Origin of the sequence: Sellimonas catena, from assembly GCF_027924685.1 — a bacterium.
Taxonomy (GTDB): Bacteria; Bacillota; Clostridia; order Lachnospirales; family Lachnospiraceae; genus Sellimonas; species Sellimonas catena.
In genome coordinates, this window is record NZ_BSBO01000003.1 from 23,343 (window position 1) to 44,245 (window position 20,903).

16 protein-coding genes are annotated in these 20,903 nt (G+C 48.8%); all 16 read left to right on the top strand.

All coding sequences use genetic code 11. The features are described 5' to 3' along the window. Positions 1-206: 206 nt before the first annotated feature. Positions 207-4,583 (top strand): acyl-CoA dehydratase activase, encoded by a 4,377-nt coding sequence (locus Selli1_RS02115; RefSeq protein ID WP_281872212.1) that lies wholly within the window; start codon positions 207-209, stop codon positions 4,581-4,583. A 137-nt stretch (positions 4,584-4,720) separates the two neighbouring features. Further along, entirely contained in the window at positions 4,721-5,401 is a 681-nt protein-coding gene (locus Selli1_RS02120) for a response regulator transcription factor (protein ID WP_330616794.1), read from the top strand. Then, positions 5,385-6,839, top strand: coding sequence for a sensor histidine kinase (locus Selli1_RS02125; RefSeq protein ID WP_281872214.1), 1,455 nt, complete (start codon positions 5,385-5,387; stop codon positions 6,837-6,839). The genes Selli1_RS02120 and Selli1_RS02125 overlap by 17 nt, the downstream gene beginning before the upstream one ends. 120 nt (positions 6,840-6,959) lie before the next feature. Then, entirely contained in the window at positions 6,960-7,394 is a 435-nt protein-coding gene (locus Selli1_RS02130; RefSeq protein WP_281872216.1) for a prepilin peptidase, read from the top strand. Between the two features lie 92 nt (positions 7,395-7,486). Beyond that, positions 7,487-7,906, top strand: coding sequence for a riboflavin kinase (locus tag Selli1_RS02135; protein ID WP_158099247.1), 420 nt, complete (start codon positions 7,487-7,489; stop codon positions 7,904-7,906). Next, a complete protein-coding gene (locus Selli1_RS02140) occupies positions 7,878-8,990 on the top strand; it encodes a DUF3810 domain-containing protein (RefSeq protein WP_281872217.1) in 1,113 nt (370 codons plus the stop codon). Before Selli1_RS02135 ends, Selli1_RS02140 begins: the two co-directional genes overlap by 29 nt. 54 nt (positions 8,991-9,044) lie before the next feature. Continuing rightward, positions 9,045-9,407 carry a CidA/LrgA family protein gene (locus tag Selli1_RS02145; RefSeq protein ID WP_281872218.1) on the top strand — a complete coding sequence of 121 codons (363 nt, stop codon included), beginning with the start codon at positions 9,045-9,047 and terminating at the stop codon, positions 9,405-9,407. 1 nt (position 9,408) lies between these two features. Next, on the top strand, positions 9,409-10,101 hold the full coding sequence (locus Selli1_RS02150) for an LrgB family protein (protein WP_281872219.1): 693 nt from the start codon (positions 9,409-9,411) through the stop codon (positions 10,099-10,101). A 107-nt stretch (positions 10,102-10,208) separates the two neighbouring features. Beyond that, positions 10,209-11,234 carry a threonine aldolase family protein gene (locus Selli1_RS02155; protein ID WP_087253126.1) on the top strand — a complete coding sequence of 342 codons (1,026 nt, stop codon included), beginning with the start codon at positions 10,209-10,211 and terminating at the stop codon, positions 11,232-11,234. Between the two features lie 88 nt (positions 11,235-11,322). Beyond that, positions 11,323-12,597 (top strand): 2-hydroxyacyl-CoA dehydratase subunit D, encoded by a 1,275-nt coding sequence (locus tag Selli1_RS02160; RefSeq protein WP_204864282.1) that lies wholly within the window; start codon positions 11,323-11,325, stop codon positions 12,595-12,597. Further along, the gene (locus tag Selli1_RS02165) at positions 12,591-14,249 is read left to right on the top strand and encodes an acyl-CoA dehydratase activase (RefSeq protein ID WP_204864283.1); all 1,659 of its coding nucleotides are present in this window, start codon (positions 12,591-12,593) and stop codon (positions 14,247-14,249) included. The genes Selli1_RS02160 and Selli1_RS02165 overlap by 7 nt, the downstream gene beginning before the upstream one ends. An 18-nt stretch (positions 14,250-14,267) precedes the next feature. Further along, positions 14,268-16,904: an FtsX-like permease family protein gene (locus tag Selli1_RS02170; protein ID WP_281872221.1), complete on the top strand. Its 2,637-nt coding sequence runs from the start codon at positions 14,268-14,270 to the stop codon at positions 16,902-16,904. A gap of 189 nt (positions 16,905-17,093) precedes the next feature. Further along, on the top strand, positions 17,094-17,795 hold the full coding sequence (locus Selli1_RS02175) for a LytR/AlgR family response regulator transcription factor (protein WP_087169155.1): 702 nt from the start codon (positions 17,094-17,096) through the stop codon (positions 17,793-17,795). A gap of 10 nt (positions 17,796-17,805) precedes the next feature. Next, complete coding sequence (locus Selli1_RS02180; protein WP_191427276.1) at positions 17,806-19,128, top strand: sensor histidine kinase; 1,323 nt, start codon at positions 17,806-17,808, stop codon at positions 19,126-19,128. Further along, complete coding sequence (locus Selli1_RS02185) at positions 19,125-19,544, top strand: DUF3887 domain-containing protein (RefSeq protein WP_281872223.1); 420 nt, start codon at positions 19,125-19,127, stop codon at positions 19,542-19,544. Before Selli1_RS02180 ends, Selli1_RS02185 begins: the two co-directional genes overlap by 4 nt. Positions 19,545-19,561: 17 nt before the next feature. Beyond that, positions 19,562-20,518, top strand: coding sequence for a PH domain-containing protein (locus tag Selli1_RS02190; RefSeq protein WP_087253145.1), 957 nt, complete (start codon positions 19,562-19,564; stop codon positions 20,516-20,518). Positions 20,519-20,903 lie beyond the last annotated feature (385 nt).

Here is a 20,903-nt window from a genome sequence, read left to right on the forward strand (position 1 = left end):
AACCGTATGTCCGGTACTGTAAGAGGAGTTTATGCGGATTTTAAATCAATAAACAGAAAAATTGACATTTTCCTCACTTTGTGTTAATAATTCAATCATGACAAATTGAATGGGATTCCCCTGCCGACAGATGGTCCGTCAGGGGAATCCTGTTTCAAGGTAGATGAAAAAATTTAAGATACATTAAGAAAAGGCAGATGAAGTATATGATTAGCAGAAATTTGAGACTTTCATCTGATCAGGAATTACTGGTTGGAATTGACGTTGGATCCACCACGACAAAGATCGTTGCGGTGGACCCGGAACAAGGGACAATCCTGTATTCAAATTACAGACGGCACCATGCAAAGCAGTTAAAAAGTGTCGTCCGCGCGGTAGAGGAATTCGCGCGGGAATGCCCGGATGTGCCGGTGCGGATCGCGCTGACCGGTTCGGGAGCCAAACCCGTTGCAAAGAAAATGGATGTCCCTTTTGTACAGGAGGTGGCGGCAAATGCCATCGCGCTTCAGGACAAGTATGAGTCCGTAGGGAGCGCTATTGAGCTTGGAGGACAGGATGCAAAGATGATCTTCTTCCGCAGGGAAGAGGGGACGGGAGCACTTCAGGTCGCAGACATGCGGATGAATGGAAGCTGTGCCGGAGGGACCGGCGCATTTATCGATGAGATCGCGTCCGTTCTCAAAGTTTCCGTGGAGGATTTCAATGCGCTGGCTGAACAGGGAACCTGTGTCTATGATATTTCAGGACGGTGCGGCGTGTATGCGAAGACCGATATCCAGCCTCTTTTGAACCAGGGAGTGGCCAAGTCCGATCTGGCCCTTTCTGCATTTCATGCGATTGCCAAGCAGACCATCGGCGGACTCGCCCAGGGACTTGAGATCGAAAAGCCGGTAGCATTTGAGGGAGGACCGCTTACCTTTAATCCGGTTCTCGTCCGTGTCTTTGCCGAGCGTCTGGATCTTTCTCCGGAGGATATTTTAAGGCCGGAACACCCGGAACTGATGGTGGCCTACGGTGCAGCCATCTCACTGAAGACGATGTTTGAAACGAAAAGCCGTACCGCTTCCGAGTACGCACAGCTTCTTCAGAATGCAAAAGAAGAAAAGGATGCCGACTCGAAGGAAGCCCGGCCATTTTTTGCGTCTAAAGAAGAGGAAGAGATATTTCGCCGCAGACATGCGACAAAACCGGTGGAATGGAAACAGCCGGAACCGGGAGAGACGGTGAGAGCCTATCTGGGAATCGATTCGGGCAGTACGACGACAAAGTTTGTTCTGATCGGAGAAGATGAGGAAATTCTCGGCTCTTTCTATGCACCGAATGAAGGAGAACCGCTTATGGTGGCAAAGCGTGCCCTGATTGAGATGCGGGAGCGCTACAAAAAGGCGGGTGCCAGACTGGAAATCATTGCGGCAGGGACAACCGGATACGGTGAGCAGCTCTTTGCAAAGGCATTCCAGGCAGAGTACCATACCGTAGAGACGGTAGCACACGCAAGGGCGGTGCAGAAATATGTCAGTGATGCGACATTTATTCTAGATATCGGCGGACAGGACATGAAAGCGATCTGGATGGACAACGGTGTTATTACCAACATTCTTGTCAATGAGGCATGTTCATCAGGCTGCGGTTCCTTCCTGGAAAACTTCGCATCTACCTTGCAGATACCGTCAAAGCAGATCGCCGAGGTGGCATTTTCGTCCAGGCATCCGGCGGTGCTTGGAAGCCGGTGTACGGTCTTTATGAACAGCAGCATTATTACAGAGCAGAGAAACGGAAGACAGCCGGAGGATATCATGGCCGGTCTGTGCCGTTCCATTATAGAAAATGTCTTTACGAAAGTCGTCCGCATTTCCAACCGGGACTCTCTGGGAGACCGGATTGTCGTGCAGGGCGGCACGTTTGAAAATGATGCGGTAGTCCGGGCGATGGAAGAATACCTCGGGCGGGAAGTATTCCGGGCGCCGTATCCGGGCATCATGGGAGCCATCGGAATTGCGCTGATCGCAAAGGAACGCCACCAGAAAGAACCGGAGAAAAGGACGTTTATCGATCTGGACTCTCTGGATGATTTTTCCTATAAGCAGGAGTCCAATTCTCCGTGCCCGTTCTGCCAGAACCATTGTAAGAGGACGATCGTCACCTTCTCCAACGGCAATGCGTGGATCACGAACAACCGGTGTGAGAGGGGAACGGTGCTTGGCATGCCGGAGGATTCCAATGTTCGGCAGCAGTTAAAGGAAAAGACGCAGAAGGCAAATGCCGTGCCGAACCTGTTCCGGAAGCGGGAAAAGCTTCTGTTCCGGGAGTATCCGCATCCGGAGCTTGCACCGAAAAGGAACATTACCATCGGAATTCCGCGTGTCCTTTCCTTCTGGGAGACGATGCCGTTCTGGGTAACATTTTTTGAATCTCTGGGATTTGATGTAAAGATTTCGGATCCGAGTACAAGGAAGATTTATGAAAAAGGTCTTTCAGCGGTAACTTCAGATACAGTCTGCTTTCCGGCAAAGCTTGTCCACGGGCACCTGAGAAATCTGGCGTCCAAAAAGGTGGACCGGATTTTCATGCCATCGATCACGACGGTTCCGACCGAGAACACGGAAAAGACAAGTGAGTCCATGTGCGCGGTTGTAAAGGGATATCCGATTGTCGTGCGCAACTCGGACAATCCGGCGCAGATGTGGGGAATCCCGTATGACGCCCCGCTGTTCCACTGGTATACGAAGGAAGACCGGGACAGGCAGCTGACTCAGTATATGAAAGCGACCTTCCAGATCCCGGAAGAGATGACAAGACAGGCCATGGAAGCGGCAGACCGGGCGGAAGATACCTTCCACACCGAACTGAAAAAAGCGGGAAGCGCCATCCTTGAGGAAGTGACCCGTACCGGAAGATTCGCGGTGGTACTGGCGGCAAGGCCGTATCAGAATGATTCTCTGGTCAACCACGATCTGCCGGATATGTTTACGCGGATGGGAATCCCGGTGCTGACGGCGGACTCCCTGCCGGAGGCCAATGAGGTGGATTTAAGCAAAAGCCGGCTGGATATCGTAAACAACTACCATGCACGGATGATTTCTTCTGCAATCCTTGCGGCTGGCAACGAACATCTGGAATATGTGCAGATCGTAAGCTTTGGCTGCGGTCATGATGCATACCTTTCAGACGAAATCATCCGTCTCATGAAGGAGATTTCCGGTAAGACACCGCTTGTTTTGAAGCTGGATGAAAGTGATATTCAAGGACCGCTCCGAATCCGTGTCCGTTCCTTCCTGGAGACGGTAGCCATGGGAAGGGAGAAAAAACGGGGACTTGAACTTCATGAACTGAAAGATCCGTATCCGGTGAAATATACGAAAGAAAGCAGACAGGAAAAAGTTGTGTTGATCCCGAATACATCCCATGCCTTTTCCAGACTGATGGCAGCGGCCTATGCAGGGCAGGGAATCCGCACGGTTCCGCTGGAGATCGGTCGGGAGGAAGCGATCCGGCTCGGGAAGCAGTATGTGCACAATGATATCTGCTTCCCGGCACAGATTGTCATTGGCGAAGCTCTTGCGGCACTGAAAAGCGGAAAGTACGATACCGACCATGTGGCAATCGCAATGGGAAAATATATCGGAGACTGCCGTCTTACCCATTACGGTGCGCTGCTTCGCAAGGCTCTGGATGATGCGGGATACGAGAATGTTCCGATTCTGACCAATGACGATATGGATTATCACAACCTGCATCCGGGCTTTCAGATGAATCTGCTTTCCGCCATGCGGATTGCCTTCGGTCTTCCGATGATCGATGTGCTGGAGGAACTTCTTCGGAAGATCCGGCCGTATGAGACGGAAGAAGGAAGTGCGGACCGGGCATTTGAAAAAGCAATGGATCAGGTGATAGGAGGACTGGAACGCTCCGGCATTTCCGGAATGAAGAAAGGCTTTAAAAAGGCCATCGAAATCATGAAACAGGTTTCATATGACCGGACAACCCCGCGGCCGCGGGTACTGATTGTCGGAGAGTACCTTCTGAATTTCCATCCGGGTGCCAATCATGAGATTGAAAGATATCTGGAAAACAACGGGTTTGAGATTGTTGAAGCGCGGATGACGGATGTAATCCGTAAGACTTATTTTTATAAAGACAGCCAGAACAGGGAATATCATCTGAAGAAGCCGGTCAAGGATAAGGTGTGGTTCCACACAGCAAATCAGATCTTCAATCTGGCCCACAACGTGACGGATTCGATCGCAAAAATGCATCCGCTTTATCGCCCGGCATGCAGAATGCAGGATCTGGTCAAGGACAGCGATCCGATCATTCATCATACGTTTGACGCGGGAGAAGGGGTGCTGATTCCGGGAGAAATACTGCACCACGCAAAGAATGGCTGTAAGTTCTTCGTTATTTTACAGCCGTTTGGATGTCTACCGAACCATGTGGTCGGAAGAGGAATTTCCAAGAGGCTCAAAGAGCGGTATCCGGATATCCAGATCCTGACGCTGGATTATGATCCGGATGTCAGTTTTGCAAATATAGAAAACCGGCTCCAGATGCTTGTAATGAATGCGAAAACACGGAAAGAATAGCAGGAAAACCGCCTCATCCGTTTTCCCATGTTTTTTTAGAAAATGCACACAAAATTCTTACAATTACACTTTATAATAGAAAAAATGAACCCGAAAAGGGGTACTGTCCATGGGGCAGGATGGAAGGAGGGGTAAGGATGAGGCGGATGCTGAGAAGGATGCTGATCGCGGATGATGACATGCATCTGAGAAAACTGGTATCGACTTACGCAGAACTGGAGGGATTCCAGTGCCAGGAGGCGGAAAATGCGCAGGAAGCAATCGACCTGCTGGATAAGACGGATTTTGATATATTGATTCTGGATATTATGATGCCGGGAAAGGACGGTTTTGAGGCTCTTGCGGAGATCCGGGAGCACTCACAGATCCCGGTGATCATGCTGACTGCAAGGAGCGAGGAGTATGACAAGCTTCTTGGATTTAATCTGGGCGCGGACGATTATGTCTCCAAGCCGTTCAGTCCGAAAGAACTGATGGCAAGAGTGAATGCGGTACTCAAAAGGACCGGAAGCGCGCCGAATATGATTTTACAGTTTGGTGATCTGAGGATTCAGATCGATGCGAGGCTGGTGGAAATCGGGGAGAAGACGATCAATCTGCCGCCAAAGGAATTTGATTTGCTGGTTAAGCTGGCACAAAATGAACACATTGTCCTGACAAGGGAACAGCTTTTGGAGACAGTATGGGGATACGAGTACCATGGAGATACAAGGACCGTAGATTCCCATGTCAAATCTCTGAGAGAGCATCTGGGAGACCGCCGGAAGCTGATTCAGACTGTGTGGGGAGTCGGATATAAATTTGAGTACAGAGAATAAAAAAAAGCACTGCCTTTTTTCCAGCATGATGGCGCGTCTCTGGCTCATCATGATGGCTCTTGTCATCTTTACGATCGCCCTGATGTGGGTTATCCAGATCCTTGTCCTGGAGAGAAACTACACAAAGATGGCGATTGAAGGGATACAGGAACGGCTGGAACCGGTGGAGGAACAGCTCAACAGTGAAGATCTGGCAGACAATGATCAGCTGATTCCATATTTGAGCAAGACGATTAACGGCAAGCTGATGATTGTCGATTCCGAAGGCCGGCTGGAAGCCATTTACAGTTACGGACACCAGCTGGACATCGATGAAGATGAGAAAAATATCAAGCCCTGGCAGAATATCAGAGACAGCGAAGAATACCAATCCATTCTGGACGGGGAGTCTTTCAGCAGGGAAGTGAGGGAAAGATCACAGCTGATATCTTATGAAATCGGGATTCCGGTCCTCTATAACGGAGAAAAGGAATATATTATTCTGACACAGAATTTTACGGAACTGAATCAGGTACTGGATATGAACCGCAGACAGCTGATCTTTTTCAGCGTTCTTCTGATGATTGCTTCGGCAATTCTGGCGCATATCCTTTCCAGAAAGTTTACGAAACCGATCCATATTATCAAAGGTACCGTAGATGACCTGGCAAAAGGGGATCTGACAGCGGTACCGAACCTGAAGCTGAATGATGAAGTCGGACAGCTGGCGGACTCCGTGGAAGAGCTTTCACGGGCACTTCGGAGAGTGGACGATCTACGGAAAGAAGTCATTGCCAATGTCTCTCATGAACTCCGTTCTCCTCTGGCCCTGATCGGAGGGTATGCGGAAATGGTCCGCGACATCCACTGGAAGGATGAGGAAAAACGTACGGAAGATCTGAACCTGATTATCCGGGAATCAAAGCGTATGAGCGAGATGGTAAATGATATTCTGGACTATTCTCAGCTTCAGACTGGCTATCTTCAGTTGAAAAAAGAATGGTACAACCTGTATGAAATCGTAGAATCTGAAATCATGTTTTGCGAGCCGAGTGCCAGAGAGTACGGAATTCAGCTTCGGTTTGTTTCGGATGAAACGGAGATTCCGGTATATGTAGATGCGCTGAAAATGAGCCAGGTGATCCGAAACCTTCTATATAATGCTTTGAATCATACTGAAAATAAAAAGGAAATTATCGTATCCCTGAAGACGGGAGAAGATGGCTGTCTTGTAGAAGTGAAAAATCCGGGAAATCCGATTCCGGAGGAGGAGCGGGAACTGATCTGGGAGAGGTATCAGAGAAGCCAGCATCAGGCAGGACGCAGGGAGGGAACCGGGCTTGGGCTTTCCATTGTCAGCACGATCCTGAAAGCGCACGGCATGACCTATGGGGTGGATTATCAGGATCAGATGACGGTCTTCTGGTTCCGGACGTTAAAGGATGAGGAATCAAAATAGCAAAAAGATTATTCAAAGACCATTCAACAGGGGAAAGGGCGCATCCCTTTCTCCTTTTCTGAAAACAATTCTGTTTTATCAATTTGACCTATCATAAAATGATCACGAAAAGAGGATGTTATGAATATCGTATGTGAACTACTGTTTCTGACAGTACTTTTTGGCGCGGCAGTGTCGGACTGGAACGAAAGAAGGATTGCGGACCGTTATCCGGCACTTCTCCTGATTCCGGGGCTGCTTGCCGTTTTTACGGATACGTGGCAGCAGATGTCTCTTCTGCAGGCGGTGTCAGGGGCAGTGTCCAGTGCATTTCCGTTGTTTCTTTCCACCCTGCTTGTAAAGGGAGCATTTGGAGGCGGAGATATCAAACTGATGGCGGCAGCCGGCTTCTGCCTCGGAACAAGTCGGGGGATCCTTGGGCTGTTTCTGGGGCTTCTGGCGGGAGGAATCTATGGACTTGCCATGACAGCCGTCAAAAAGCGCAAAAAGAAAGAGACCATTCCCCTTGGCCCCTTTCTTGCCCTCGGTCTTGCGGCCGCAAGTATGCTTCCATAAATTTGTGAAAAAAAGAAGTGAGACTTGATTGCTTTGGAGAAAAATGTCATAATAAGCGTTATGAAGTAAAATGGACAGGCGGAGGAACACCATTGTATACATTAACAGGAATCATTATTCACGGAAAAGGAAATGGAAGAAAGGTCGGTATGCCGACGGCGAATCTACAGTATCAGGAAGAGGACAAACTTCCGGAGCACGGAGTCTACGGAGTTATGGCGTGGATTGACGGGAAGCGGTACGCAGGTGTCACCAATGTAGGGACAAGACCTTCGGTGGACAATGATCCGAAGACTACGGTGGAGACATATATACCGGGGCTTGACATGGACCTGTACGGGAAAAAAGTGATGATTGAGTTTTATCTTTTCCTGCGGGGGATTCAGAAGTTTGATTCCCTTGAGGAAGTCAAAAATCAGGTGGATCAGGATGTCCGCCGGACAAGAGACTATTTTCACAAGATGTTTCCGGGAGGTTTTGCAAATGAGGAAGAGACGAAAGAGACGAGTTAAAAAGCGGGTGCTGATTCCGTTGATTCTTCTTGCCGTCTCAGTGGCCCTGATGGCTGCGTCGGTGTATGTAGACGGATTTGCCGACTGGCATACAGAGCATATCTATCCGGCTCTGACGGGAAGTATCGGGCGGATTTTCGGGCTGGTTCCGACCTCCGTGGCGGAGATCGGCCTGTATCTTTTTGTGCTGACTCTCATTTTAGGTTTTCTGTACATTCTGCTTTCGATTATCCATAAAAACTGGAATTTTTACCGGACGAAGAAGACGGCGGTCGTACTGCTGTGGACCGTATCGGTTCTCGCATTTCTATATGTGATCAACTGCGGGATCAATTACCGGAGCACCTCGTTTGCAGAGCGGAGCGGAATTCTTCCGCGGGACTATACCGTGGATGAACTGCGGCGCGTCTGCCTGACGCTGACTCAGGCGGTGCAGGATACGGAGCCTTCTGTTACAAGGGACGATGACGGGGAGCTTCTCTTTACGACCGATGCCGGAAAGAATGCGGTCCGGGCCATGCAGACGCTGGGGGAAGACTACCGGGAACTGAAGGGTTATTATCCGGAGCCGAAAAAGCTGATTTTTTCGGAATTCCTTTCCATACAGTCACTGACGGGAATTTATTCCCCGTTTACGGTGGAAGCCAATTATAATGGGGACATGACTGCGTATAATATTCCGTTTACCATGTGCCACGAGCTCTCTCACCTGAAAGGATTCATGCAGGAGCAGGAGGCGAACTTCATCGCCTGGCTTGCGTGCGGCCGGTCGGATGTGGTGGAATTCCGGTACAGTGCGGCTTTATCCGGATGGCTGTATGCGACCAACCAGCTCTGGAATTATGATCAGGCATCCTACGAGGAACTTTACGGGATGCTTCCGGAAAACGCAAGGAAAGACCTTCAGAGAAATGATGCGTTCTGGGCAGAGCATGAAGGCAGGATTGCGGAGGTGTCCAATCAGATTAACGATGCCTATTTAAAGTCGAACGGGCAGGAAAACGGTGTGGAAAGCTATGACAAGATGGTGGATATGCTTGTTGTCTATCTGCTGGATCATGCGTCCGGGCAGGGCGCATCCTAAAACGGCTGCGCATATGCCTTTTACATAATGACAGAAAAGAAACAGGAGAAAAATATGAAAGTATTACGGCAATTTTTAATTATACTGATGATTTCACTTTTGGGGGAGATCCTTAACCGGCTTCTCCCGTTTCCGGTTCCGGCCAGTGTTTATGGACTGGTGCTGATGTTGACGGCATTGATGACCGGATTAATCCGTGTGCCTCAGGTCAAAGAGGCATCGGTGATTTTAATCGAACTGATGCCGGTGATGTTTATTCCGGCGGCGGTAGGACTGATGACAGCCTGGGATAAGCTGCGCCCGGTGGTAGTGCCGGTGATAGTGATCACCTTTGTGACGACGCTTTTCGTCATGGGAGTGACCGGCATTGTGACGGAAAAGGTCATCGAGAAAACGGAGAAAGGAGCAGAAGAATAAGATGCAGAGCTTTATTGAACATTCCCTCTTTTTTGGACCGGTGATCAGCCTGGTTGTCTACGAAGGGGGGCTTCTGCTGAAACGGAAGTACAAACTTGCGGTGCTGAACCCGCTTCTGATCACAGCGATTGTACTGATCGCCTTTCTGGCGCTCACCAACGTAGAGTACGAGTCCTATAATGCAAGCGCCAAATATATCAGTTATTTTCTGACTCCGGCGACGGTTGCCCTTGCGGTGCCGCTTTACGAACAGCTCAAGCTTCTGAAGGAAACTCTGGCGGCTGTTCTGTGCGGGCTCCTGGCGGGCGTACTGACAAGCCTTGTCAGCATTTTTCTGTTATCCAAACTGTTCGGTTTAAACCACGAGCAGTATGTAACCCTGCTCCCGAAGTCCATCACCACAGCTATCGGGATGGGAGTCTCAGAGGAAATGGGTGGTATAACCGCCATCACCGTGGCGGTCATCTGCGTGACCGGAATGATCGGAGATATCACGTCAGAATGGCTTTATAAGATCTTAAAGATCCGCCATCCGATCGCAAAAGGACTGGCCCTTGGGACCGCCTCCCATGCGATGGGAACCGCCAAGGCCATGGAGATGGGCGAAGTCGAGGGAGCCATGGGAAGCCTTGCGATCGTCACGGCAGGACTTTTGACGGTTGTGGGCGCATCCTTTTTCGCACAGCTTATGTAAATGTCCGGAAAATGTGATATACTGATAACGTTGGCATGAAATGCGGAGCAATCCGCAGCGTTATAGAGAGTTATAAGGATTAAAAGAACGGACAGGAGGGTAAGACTATGATTATGTTTCAGAATGATTATGTGGAAGGAGCGCATCCGGCCGTCCTTCAGAAACTGATAGATACGAATATGGAGCAGAGTGTCGGGTACGGGGAAGATCCGTACTGCGAAGAGGCAAGAGCCCGTATCAGAAAAGTAGTTGGCCGGGAGGACGTGGACATCCACTTTCTTGTGGGCGGCACTCAGACCAATCTGACCGTGATCGACGCGGCACTTCGCCCGTATCAGGGGGCGCTTTGCGCGCAGACCGGACATATCAATGTTCATGAAACCGGTGCTGTTGAGGCGTGCGGCCATAAAGTTCTTGCTCTGCCGGGCAAGGACGGAAAGATTACGGCGGCGCAGGTCAAAGAGGCCCATGACAGCCACTGGGCGGATGGAGCGCATGAACATATGGTACAGCCAAAGCTGGTATACATCTCACATCCGACAGAGCTTGGCACGCTGTATACAAAACAGGAACTGACAGATCTGAGAAAGGTCTGCGACGAGTGCGGACTGTATCTTTTCCTGGACGGTGCAAGGCTTGCCTATGGACTTGCAGCGGAAGGGACCGATGTGACGCTTTCTGACATTGCGGCACTGACAGATGCCTTTTATATTGGAGGCACCAAAGTGGGAGCGCTGTTCGGGGAGTGTGTCGTTATCAGCCATTCGGCGCTGAAGGAGGACTTCCGCTACCTGATCAAGCAGAAAGGCGGAATGCTCGCAAAGGGACGGCTCCTCGGCCTACAGTTCCTTGCCATGTTTGAGAATGACCTCTACATGGAGATGGGACGCCATGCGGACCGGCTTGCCATGAAGCTGAAAAAGGAGCTTCAGGAGAAAGGATACCGCTTCTATATGGACAGTATCACGAATCAGCAGTTCGTGATTGTGGAAGATACGAAATTACAGGAACTGGAAAAAGAATTCCTGTTTAACCATGAGACACGCTATGACGCGGACCATACGGTGATCCGGATCTGTACGTCATGGGCAACAAAAGAAGAACATATTGAAAAACTGCTTGCGGCATTTTAAGACGCCCGGCCCTGATGAAAAAACAGGAGAATCCTCTTTTCATCGGGGCTTTCGTACCGCTTACAAAGAAATAAGGAGGGATGACAGCATGTCAGTTGCAGACAAATATATTGACTTTGTAAGACAGGAAGCAATCGAGCATCCTGAGAAAAGCTGGAACAAAATGATTTTCGGGTTTCAGGCAAACAAATGGAGAACCAGACTTCTGCCAAAGAGCGGGCTTTCCAAAGGATATCAGAAGCTGGAATCGATGATGATGTCACTGGTGGCGGACGCTCTTGCCAGAGAGGACAGCTATGTGTGGAGCAATATTTTCGCGCCGTGCGAGATCATGCAGAGCATGGGAATCCGGACACTCTCCATCGAGTGTCTTTCGTGCTATTTAAGCGGATATCATCTGGAAGATCAGTTCATCGACTACGCACAGAATGCCGGAATTGCGCCGACACTCTGTTCCTATCATAAGACTTTTGTCGGAGGCGTGGACAGCGGCGTGGTGCGCCAGCCCCACTATGCGGTGACGACCTCTCTTTCCTGTGACGGAAACCTCAATACGTTCCGTTATCTGGAGAAGAAAAAGGGAGTACCGTTTACCTTTCTGGATGTCCCGTACCGGGATGATGAGGCGTCAGTCTCCTATCTGGCGGATCAGCTTCGGGAACTTGCAGAGAAGCTTTCCGAAACTTTTGGAGTACGTTTCAGCGAGGAAAAACTGCGGGAGACCATCCGGATCGAAAATGAGACGAGAAAAGAGCTGTTCCGGTTTTTTGAACTTCAGAATACCTATTATTATCCGGGAGAGATTATCAGCCAGTTGTATCTGATGATGGGAACCCATCTGCTTATCGGAACGCAGGAATTTCTTGACTTGATCCGTTTTATGGTCGAGGATATTCAGACATACCCGAAATTTGAAGGAAAGAGGATTCTCTGGATTCATCTTCTGCCGTTTTATCAGGAAACACTGAAGAAATATTTTAACGGAAGCAAAGAGTATCAGATCACGGCAGGGGATATTGTCATTGATTACATGGAGAAGATGGATCCGGAAAAACCGTTTGAGTCACTTGCCAAAAAGATCATCCGGAATCTGTACAATGGCTCTTATTCACGGAAGGCCGATATGGTCGGAGAGCTGGCGGACCGGCTGAAACCGGACGCGGTTATCCATTTCTGCCACTGGGGATGCAAGCAGGCATCCGGCGGAAGTCTGATCTTGAAAGACCGGATGAAAGAAAAAGGCATCCCGATGCTGATTCTGGACGGTGACGGGATTGACAAGAGAAACAGCCACGACGGACAGATCAAGACGCGTCTGGAGGCATTTTTAGAATTGTTGGAGACAGAGGAAAAGGAATGTTAGGATATATATGTAAATATGCACCTGTGGAAGTCTTCGCGGCCATGGGAGAAACGGTTCAGAGGATTGAGCCGCAGGTGACCAGTTTTAATCAGGCGGATATGAAGATGCATCCGAACATCTGCAGCTTTGCGAAGGGCGTGCTGGAGGAAGTGTCAAAAGGAGAGTATGACGGAATCATCTTGACGACGTGCTGCGACAGCATCCGCAGGCTCTATGACGTACTGACCGAGGAGATGCCGGATAAATTCATTTACATGCTGGATACGCCGCGGATCATCAAAGATGCGGGGATCACACTTTACGCACAGCGGATCCGTGACATGATCCATGCTTATGAAGTATATTCCGGTAAGAAGTTTGAGGAGGAAAAGCTGGAAGAAATTATCCGGGCCCATCAAAGGGAGGAAATGATTTCCCTGAAAAAGGGCGGGCCGAATATCGGAATCATCGGTGCAAGAGCCGACGAGACGATCAAACAGATCTTAAAGGACAAAGGGGCCAATGTGGCATTTGACCTGACCTGTACCGGTCTTGCGAGAAAGCTGCTCTACGATGCGGAAGATGTGTTTGGCGGATATGTAAGAGGGCTTTTAAGCCAGTTTCCGTGTATGCGGATGGAGGCTGCCGCCGGAAGAGACGATCTGATTCAGAAATATGCAGAAAGTGTGGACGGGGTACTTTACCATACCGTCCAATTCTGCGATAATTATTCGTATGAGTACGCATGGCTCAAAGGGATTTTAAAGAAGCCGATGCTGCTTCTGGAGACAGATTACACGAAGCAGAGTTACGGACAGGTGCTGACCAGGATGGAAGCATTTCTGGAATCACTGAAAGGCAGCAGGAAAGAGACATCACAAAGGAGAGGTGAGGAAAGCATGTATGTAATGGGGATTGACAGCGGATCGACGTCGACCAATGCCGTGATCATGGATCAGGACAGAAAAATCCGGGCATTTTCCGTGATCCGGACCGGAGCAAAGTCCGGCGAGAGTGCGGACCGGATTTTAAAAGAGGTGCTTGACCGGGCCGGACTGAAACGAGAAGACATCGCAAGAATTGTATCTACCGGATATGGAAGAGTCAGCATTCCGTTTGCAGATGAAAATGTTACCGAGATCAGCTGCCACGGCAAGGGCGCTCATTATTTCAATCCGAAGATCCGGACGATTCTCGACATCGGAGGACAGGACAGTAAGGGAATCCGGTTAAATGAAAACGGCGAAGTCGTGGACTTTGTCATGAATGACAAGTGCGCGGCAGGAACTGGACGTTTCCTTGAGATGATAGCAAGATCTCTGGAGATCGATATCGATGAACTGGGACCGATCGCCATGAAATCGACGGAGGATATTGAAATCACAAGCATGTGTTCCGTTTTTGCGGAGTCGGAGGTGATCTCTCTGATCGCCAATAACAAAGAAAAGGCGGATATCGCAAATGGAATCTGCAGGGCGATCGCGAATAAATCCTACTCACTTTTAAAGAGAGCAGGAATGGAGCCGGAATTTATGATGACCGGCGGTGTCGCGAAAAATCCGGGAGTTGTACGTGCGGTAGAAGAAAAAATCGGGGGAAAACTTTATATCTGTCCGGAACCGGAGATCGTAGGAGCAGCAGGAGCTGCACTTTATGCACTGGAACAGATATAGGTAGAAAGAGAGGAAGAGATGAAGAAAGCGGCGAAAATCTGGAGAATCGTTTTATCTCTGATTGTAGTGATTTTATATTCAGTTGTATGGCAGCTGCCGGTAGGAGGGGAAAACTACAATCTGATCAGCGCATGGATTCAGGCGCTTCAGGCCGGTGACTATATGCACTTCTGGCTTGGATCATCGGCAGGTCCGACGCTGGCGTTTTGCCATATTCTGGGAACCATTGCCGCACTGCTTTATGTGGTGCGTCTGATTCTGATGCTTTTGAAAAAAGAGGTTCATGCGCTGGACCTGGCATCACGGGCAATGGTATTTCTGTGCCTGATCGCCTGCATTCAGGCGGCAAACGCTTATGAAGGCGTACACGGAACAGAACTGAATAGCGAACAGGCTGAGCTGATGCCGTTGCTTTTTGTATCCATTGCCAGCCTGTTTGAATATGTAGGTTTCCGTTTCCTGGATGAATGGTATGAGCAGATGGCAGCTTACCGGGAGGTCAAACGTCAGGAGAGAGCGGCAAAGCTCCGTAGAAAGCAGGCACTTTATTTTCCTGGGCGGTATCCGAAAGAACTTGGAATCCTTATATGGGAAAACTTTCGTTCCAGCATGAAAGACGGTGTGCTTCTCATTCTGGGAGGGATCTTTACTGCGATCTTCCTTATTGTTGCCTTCGGAGTATTCCTTTCATCCGGAAATATTCCGCAGGTACCGGGAATTCCGGAGTGGATTTTGAAACTGCAGGGGATCTTTACAAGTTCTACAGTGATGATTATTTTCCTCTGCATCCTGCTGATGTACAACCTGATTTCCAATTATACAAAGGTGAGAAACCGGGAATACCGGACTTTCCTGATTCTCGGTATCCGTACCCGGACGATCTACCTTCTGTTTGCGGTAGAATTTGGCATCAGTATGGTATTATCCGCCATTCTCGGCATACTTGCCGGAGGGGGTCTCTACTCTGTACTCAGAGAAGCGCTTCAGGGAAGAATCGTGCTTCCATCGTTCTTTTCCTCCTATGTCATCGGCTGGGGCGGGATCGCGTTTCTCCTGACACTGATTTTTTCTACTATGCTGAATCAGGAAAATATCCTGCGGATGGGCAATTCCACTGTGCTCTACGAGGAGAAAGAGGCGGAGACCGTGCCGTCTGCCGTATGGAGAAGGGTGATTATGGGGCTGGTGCTGCTTGATGTGGCAGCGACATGGTATACATCGGAAGCCTGGAGCGAGAATAAGGGAAGCTATCTGTTTGTTGTCCTTGGCGTGTTCCTCATTCTGACCGGAGTGATGGTAAGAAGCGTCAAAAAAGCCCGGCTGAATCCGAAAAAATATATCAAGGATGTGCTTTGGAACAAGGAATGGAGATACCGGTTTAAAAAGAACCGGTGGAGTATTTACGTCATGACGGTTGTACATATCTGTGTCCTTTCCTTTGCCGGAATTCCGTTGATCAGTGGAATGATTACGCCATCGGCGGAGGCGCAGCTGCCATATGATATTGTCAGCATGGCCTATGATCAGGATATGGACCGGGTGGAAGCGGTCATGGAAGAGTATGACGTGAAAACGCAGATTTATCCGATGGTGCGGGTTAACTCGGTAAGAGGAAACAGCAGTCTGGAAGACGAGCGGATGGTAAGCATGGAGCAGGGACAGTATATCGGGATTTCCGAAGATACCTACCGGGCTTTGAAAGAGGCACTTGGAAAAACACCGGAGAATCTGGATTTAAAAGATGGAGAGATTCACACGGTTTACCAGCAGAATGTATCCATGCCGGCCAGAAATCTGGATTACAGCGGTTCCAGAACGGGAAATTATCTCCGGTTCGGACAGCCGCTTCTCTACTACAGCGTAGACCGCAGGCATGAGATTTATACCGGTCATGAGGAAGTCGGCAGAGAGCGGGACATTCTGACGGGAGTTCTGGGAGAAGGAGAACAGGAACATCTTGTTGTCTTTTCCGATGAAGAATTTGAGCGGGGATACGAATCCGTACGGAAGAAAAATGAAGAAAACATGCCGGTTCTTCTGGAGCAGGGAGAGGCAGCATGGGAAGAATACATGGTTCAGAATGAGGACAACCTGACGGACGGGCCGACCAATCTGATTCTGTGGGAAGTACCGAAGGGTCAGTACGAGGATGTGGTTTCGGCGCTTTCTTTCCTGGAGGAAGAGCATCCGATCGACCGGTTATTTGATGAGCGGGTCGGAAATCTTTATCCGAAGGATGAGATGATTGGAAAGGTGAAAGAGAGTAATGTCCGGGATCTGACGACACAGGCTGTGGCAGCGGCGCTTGTCTTTGTATTCGGACTTTTCCAGATTTATTCCAAGACGCAGAGCGAGGCGGGAACGATGCAGGAGCAGGATCTGTTCCTGATCCGGCTTGGAATGAAGGGAAAAGAGCGTCGGAAACTGATGCACCGTCAGATTCACCGGCCATTCTGGATTTCCGCGGCCGCCGGAATTCTGATCGAGACAGTATTTGCGCTGCTGACATTTGAAGTGCGGTCCTACCAGACAGAGGATATGCTGCGGTATACGGCGGCGGCAGCGGTCTTTACCATCCTCTACTACCTGATATGGGAGATCTGGCTGACCGTGATGGAACGGAAAATATGGAAAGAAGCCGGGAACGGGAAATAAAAGGGAATCCGCGGATTCCGGCTGAAATATGGGCACAGGCTCAGGGGGAATCCCGGGCCTGTGCCTTTTTTGTCTCAAAAATACCGGTTGCTGTCTTTTATGCCGGATTTTCTTTCTTTCGTGCTGTGGTACTTGAAGATAAAAATTCAGAGAATTATAATGAACGCACAAGGGGAAAAGGAGGGGCTTATGATTCGGATTGCAGTCTGTGACGATCAGGAAATTGTGTGTGAAAATGTCAGGAAAATGATCCTGCATGAAGAGGAGGACCGATACGAAGTAGATCTCTTTCGAAGCGGAAAGGAATTACTGGAGGCAGGCCGTAAATATGATATTCTGTTTCTGGATATTGATATGCCGGGGATGGACGGAATCATGACGGCGAAGGAGATCAGAAAGACAGATAAGCAGGTTGAAATTATTTATATTACCAATTATGGCGGATATGCAGGATATGCTTTCGGAGTTCATGCCTTCGGCTACCTGCTCAAACCGGTTAAAGAAAAGGAAATTAAACGGCAGCTTAAGGAAGCGCTGGAATACATGCAGAAGGAAAATCAGAAGCCGGTTGTGGATCTTCTGACGAAGGAGGGAAGAATCCGGATTCCGGCGGAGGAAATCTATTACTTTGAATATACATTCCGGATGCTTGAGGTGCATACAAAGGAAGGCGTCTATTACCAGCAGGCAAAGATCAGTGAATGCCTGGAAAAAATGCGGCCGTATGGCTTTGCAATGCCGCACAAAAGCTTTGTAGTCAATCTGGATCAGGTCAGGGGAATTAAAGGATACGAGATTACCATGATGGATGGAAGCGTTCTTCCGCTTTCGCAGAAAAAGGGAAAGGCATTCCGGGAGGAACTGAATCTGTTTCTGGCCGGACGGCTGTGAGGAAATGGTTATGAATACAGGATTTACAGAAACAGAAAGAATCATTATTGTGCTGGCAGAGCTTCTCTACTGCCTGGCATACACCTATGCGGCATGGTATTTCATGAAGCGGAACCACAGGGCGGAAGAGATCCCGCACATCATCCGTATTCCGACGGTTTTGATTTTATTCTTAAGTTCGGTTTTAACACTCAGGCAGGAAAACGCGCTGCTTTATGCGGGGTGCGGTATGCTGATTCTCTTCGTCCTGTCATCGCTGTTTTACCTTCGGACCAAGGCGGGAATTGTGGAGACCATCCTGTTTGCCATGGCGGTATTTGGAAGTTATCTGGTATTTACGATGCTGCTTGATTTTTTCGGATACGGATTCGGCTCATCCATGACGCGGATGGTCGGAAACTGGTATTTTCTGCTCCGGGCGGCGGTTTATCTGCTGCTGGCAGCTGAATACATTCTGGTCTCCCGGTATTTTGTCAAAGTGTTCCGTGAAAAGGATCAGGTGTTTCTTTCCAACGGGCAGACAGCAGTATTTCTGCTTCTTCCGTTCCTGCTGCTGGCTTTGATTTTTGCTTTGTATCTGAACGGTGAGACACTGCTGATGATCTACGGATACGGGAGCCTGGCAGTGGCGGTGCTCGGGATTGTACTGCTTCATCTTCTGGTTATTTATCTTTTCGGATATATGATCGGCCAGCAAAAGAAAAATTTACAGTATCAGCTCTACGAACAGCAAAAGGAGATGATGATGCATCAGTACCGGGAACTGGAAGAGAAGTATCAGGCATCCAGAAAGGTAATTCACGATGTGAAAAATCATATTCAGATGATCGGGGAACTGTATCACCTGGGTGATCTGGAGGCGGCGGACCGGTATTGCAGTGATATCGGAGGAATGTTAAGGAGTCTGGAACGGGTCACCTATACGGAACACCGGATGCTGAATCTGATCCTCAATGAAAAGCTGAATCTTCAGGAAATGAAAGGGGCAAGGCTTCGTATTGAGATCGGGCAGGCGGATCTTTCGTTCATGAAAGATATCGATGTAACGACGATTTTTTCCAATCTGCTGGACAATGCGAGGGAAGCAGTTGCCGAGTGCGGCGAAGAGCGTTATCTTTCGCTCAAGATGGATGAAGCAAAAGATTTTCTTGTGATCTGCCTTCGAAATTCCTGCCCGGCAAAGCGGAAAAAGAGAAAGGGACACGAAGGGCTCGGACTTGTCAATGTCCGGTATGTTGTGGAATCATATGGAGGAACGATGCAGGTTTCGAGACTGAAAGACGGATACCAGACGAGTATCACCATACCAATAGAAAGAAGGGAAGAAAAATGAAAAAGGGAAAAAGAATAATTTGTATTATGGTGGCGGCAATCATGTTGATGCTTCCTGCGGCCGGATGTGCATCGAGGCTTTCGTCAAACTTCGATGAAAGGGAGGTGCAGGAAAAAGCGGAAGAAATCGCAGAGCTTTCCTGTACGGGAAAGCTCTGCGAAGCTTACGGAATGCTCAGCGAGATGATGAAAGCACAGATTACGGAGGATCAGATCCGGGCCGGAATCGAGGGAACCATCGAACCGCTGGGGGATTTCGAAAAGATCAGCGGAACCAATATCAGCGGACAGAAGGACAAGGACACGGGAACAGAATACGCGCTGGCCATTGTAATGGCTCAGTTTTCAGACGGCAGGGCACAGTTTACCATTTCCTTTGATACGGAAATGAACTGTATTGGATTTTACATCAAATAAGACGGGAGGGACCAGGTATGAAGATGTTTGAACACTACAGAAAGACTGAGATTTTTTCTATGCTTCTGATGTGGATTGTTACGATCGGCGTGGGAATCTATATTGCAGTGATGTATCAGAAGATTCCGGATGTGATCCCGACGCATTTTGGACTATGGGGACAGCCGGACAGCTGGGGAAGCAAAACAAGCCTTCTCTTTCTCTACGGAGTGAGCGTGGTGATGGCCGTGATCGAACAGTGGGCTCTCCATGCGGCGGTGAAAAATTCCGTAAAGACCGGGGCCGGCAGTATGATGAACAGAGATACCCTCGCGGTGACCGGACCCTTTCTCGCATTGATCTTTGGATGGTGCAGCGTGGGGACGATCTGGCTTGGAAGACTCGGAAAATACTTTTTCTTTGTTGTCCTCGGATTTGTTGCAGCTTTGTTTGTTTTCATATTTATCAGACAGAGACAGGAGCAGAGACGGGCGCAGGAGAGCGGCAGGATCAGAGTACAGAGAGAAGAGGAAGTATACAGAACCGAAAAACGGGACGATACTCTTGGAATTCCGGATATGAAGTTTCAGGGAAAAGTGGATCTGTGGGCATGGGCGCTTCTGATTTTTGTCAATGTACTGGTTCTCTGGTCAGTCATTCCGGCTGCAGGAGGAGAAAAAGAGGAAATCGCATCTGTGATCACAGCCCTGATTGTACTCGTTCTGGTGGATCTTCTGATGGTACCGATATATTTCAGAAATTATATTTACCTTGGAGAGCAGGAACTGCTGATCGTATTCGGTTTCATAAAAAAACGTATTCGGTACAGAAACATTGAACTGCTTGAGGAGACACACAATCCGCTTTCATCACTTGCTATGTCGCTGGACCGGATTTATATTCATACAAATTCCGGGGATGATGTTCTTGTTGCTGTAAAGGAGAAGCAGGCATTTATCGAGGAAGTGTACCGAAGAGCAGGAATCTGGGAGTAAGGGCTGGATAAAAAGGAGATGCTAAAAATGGAGATGGTGAAAATGGAAGTCAGAGATAAAATCGTATCTGGAAGTGATTTCGTTGGTTAGAGAAAAGGAATTAGAAGCAGGAAATCAAAGGTATACGACCCGACAGGGAGATGATTTGGAATAACATAATATATTTAGAAAATCACGGGGACAGACGATCAGTTTCCGTGATTTTTATGTCATAGTATTGCATAGACCTCTTCGAATACGCACATTGTTTTCCAGGTGCGGCATATTGTATCTGTCATAAAGATAATATTTCCGGCATTTTGAACAATAAATATGAAAGCGCTTTCATAAAAACAAAAATTTAGAGGCGAAATACTTTACAAATTTTTAATAATTAAATTAGATA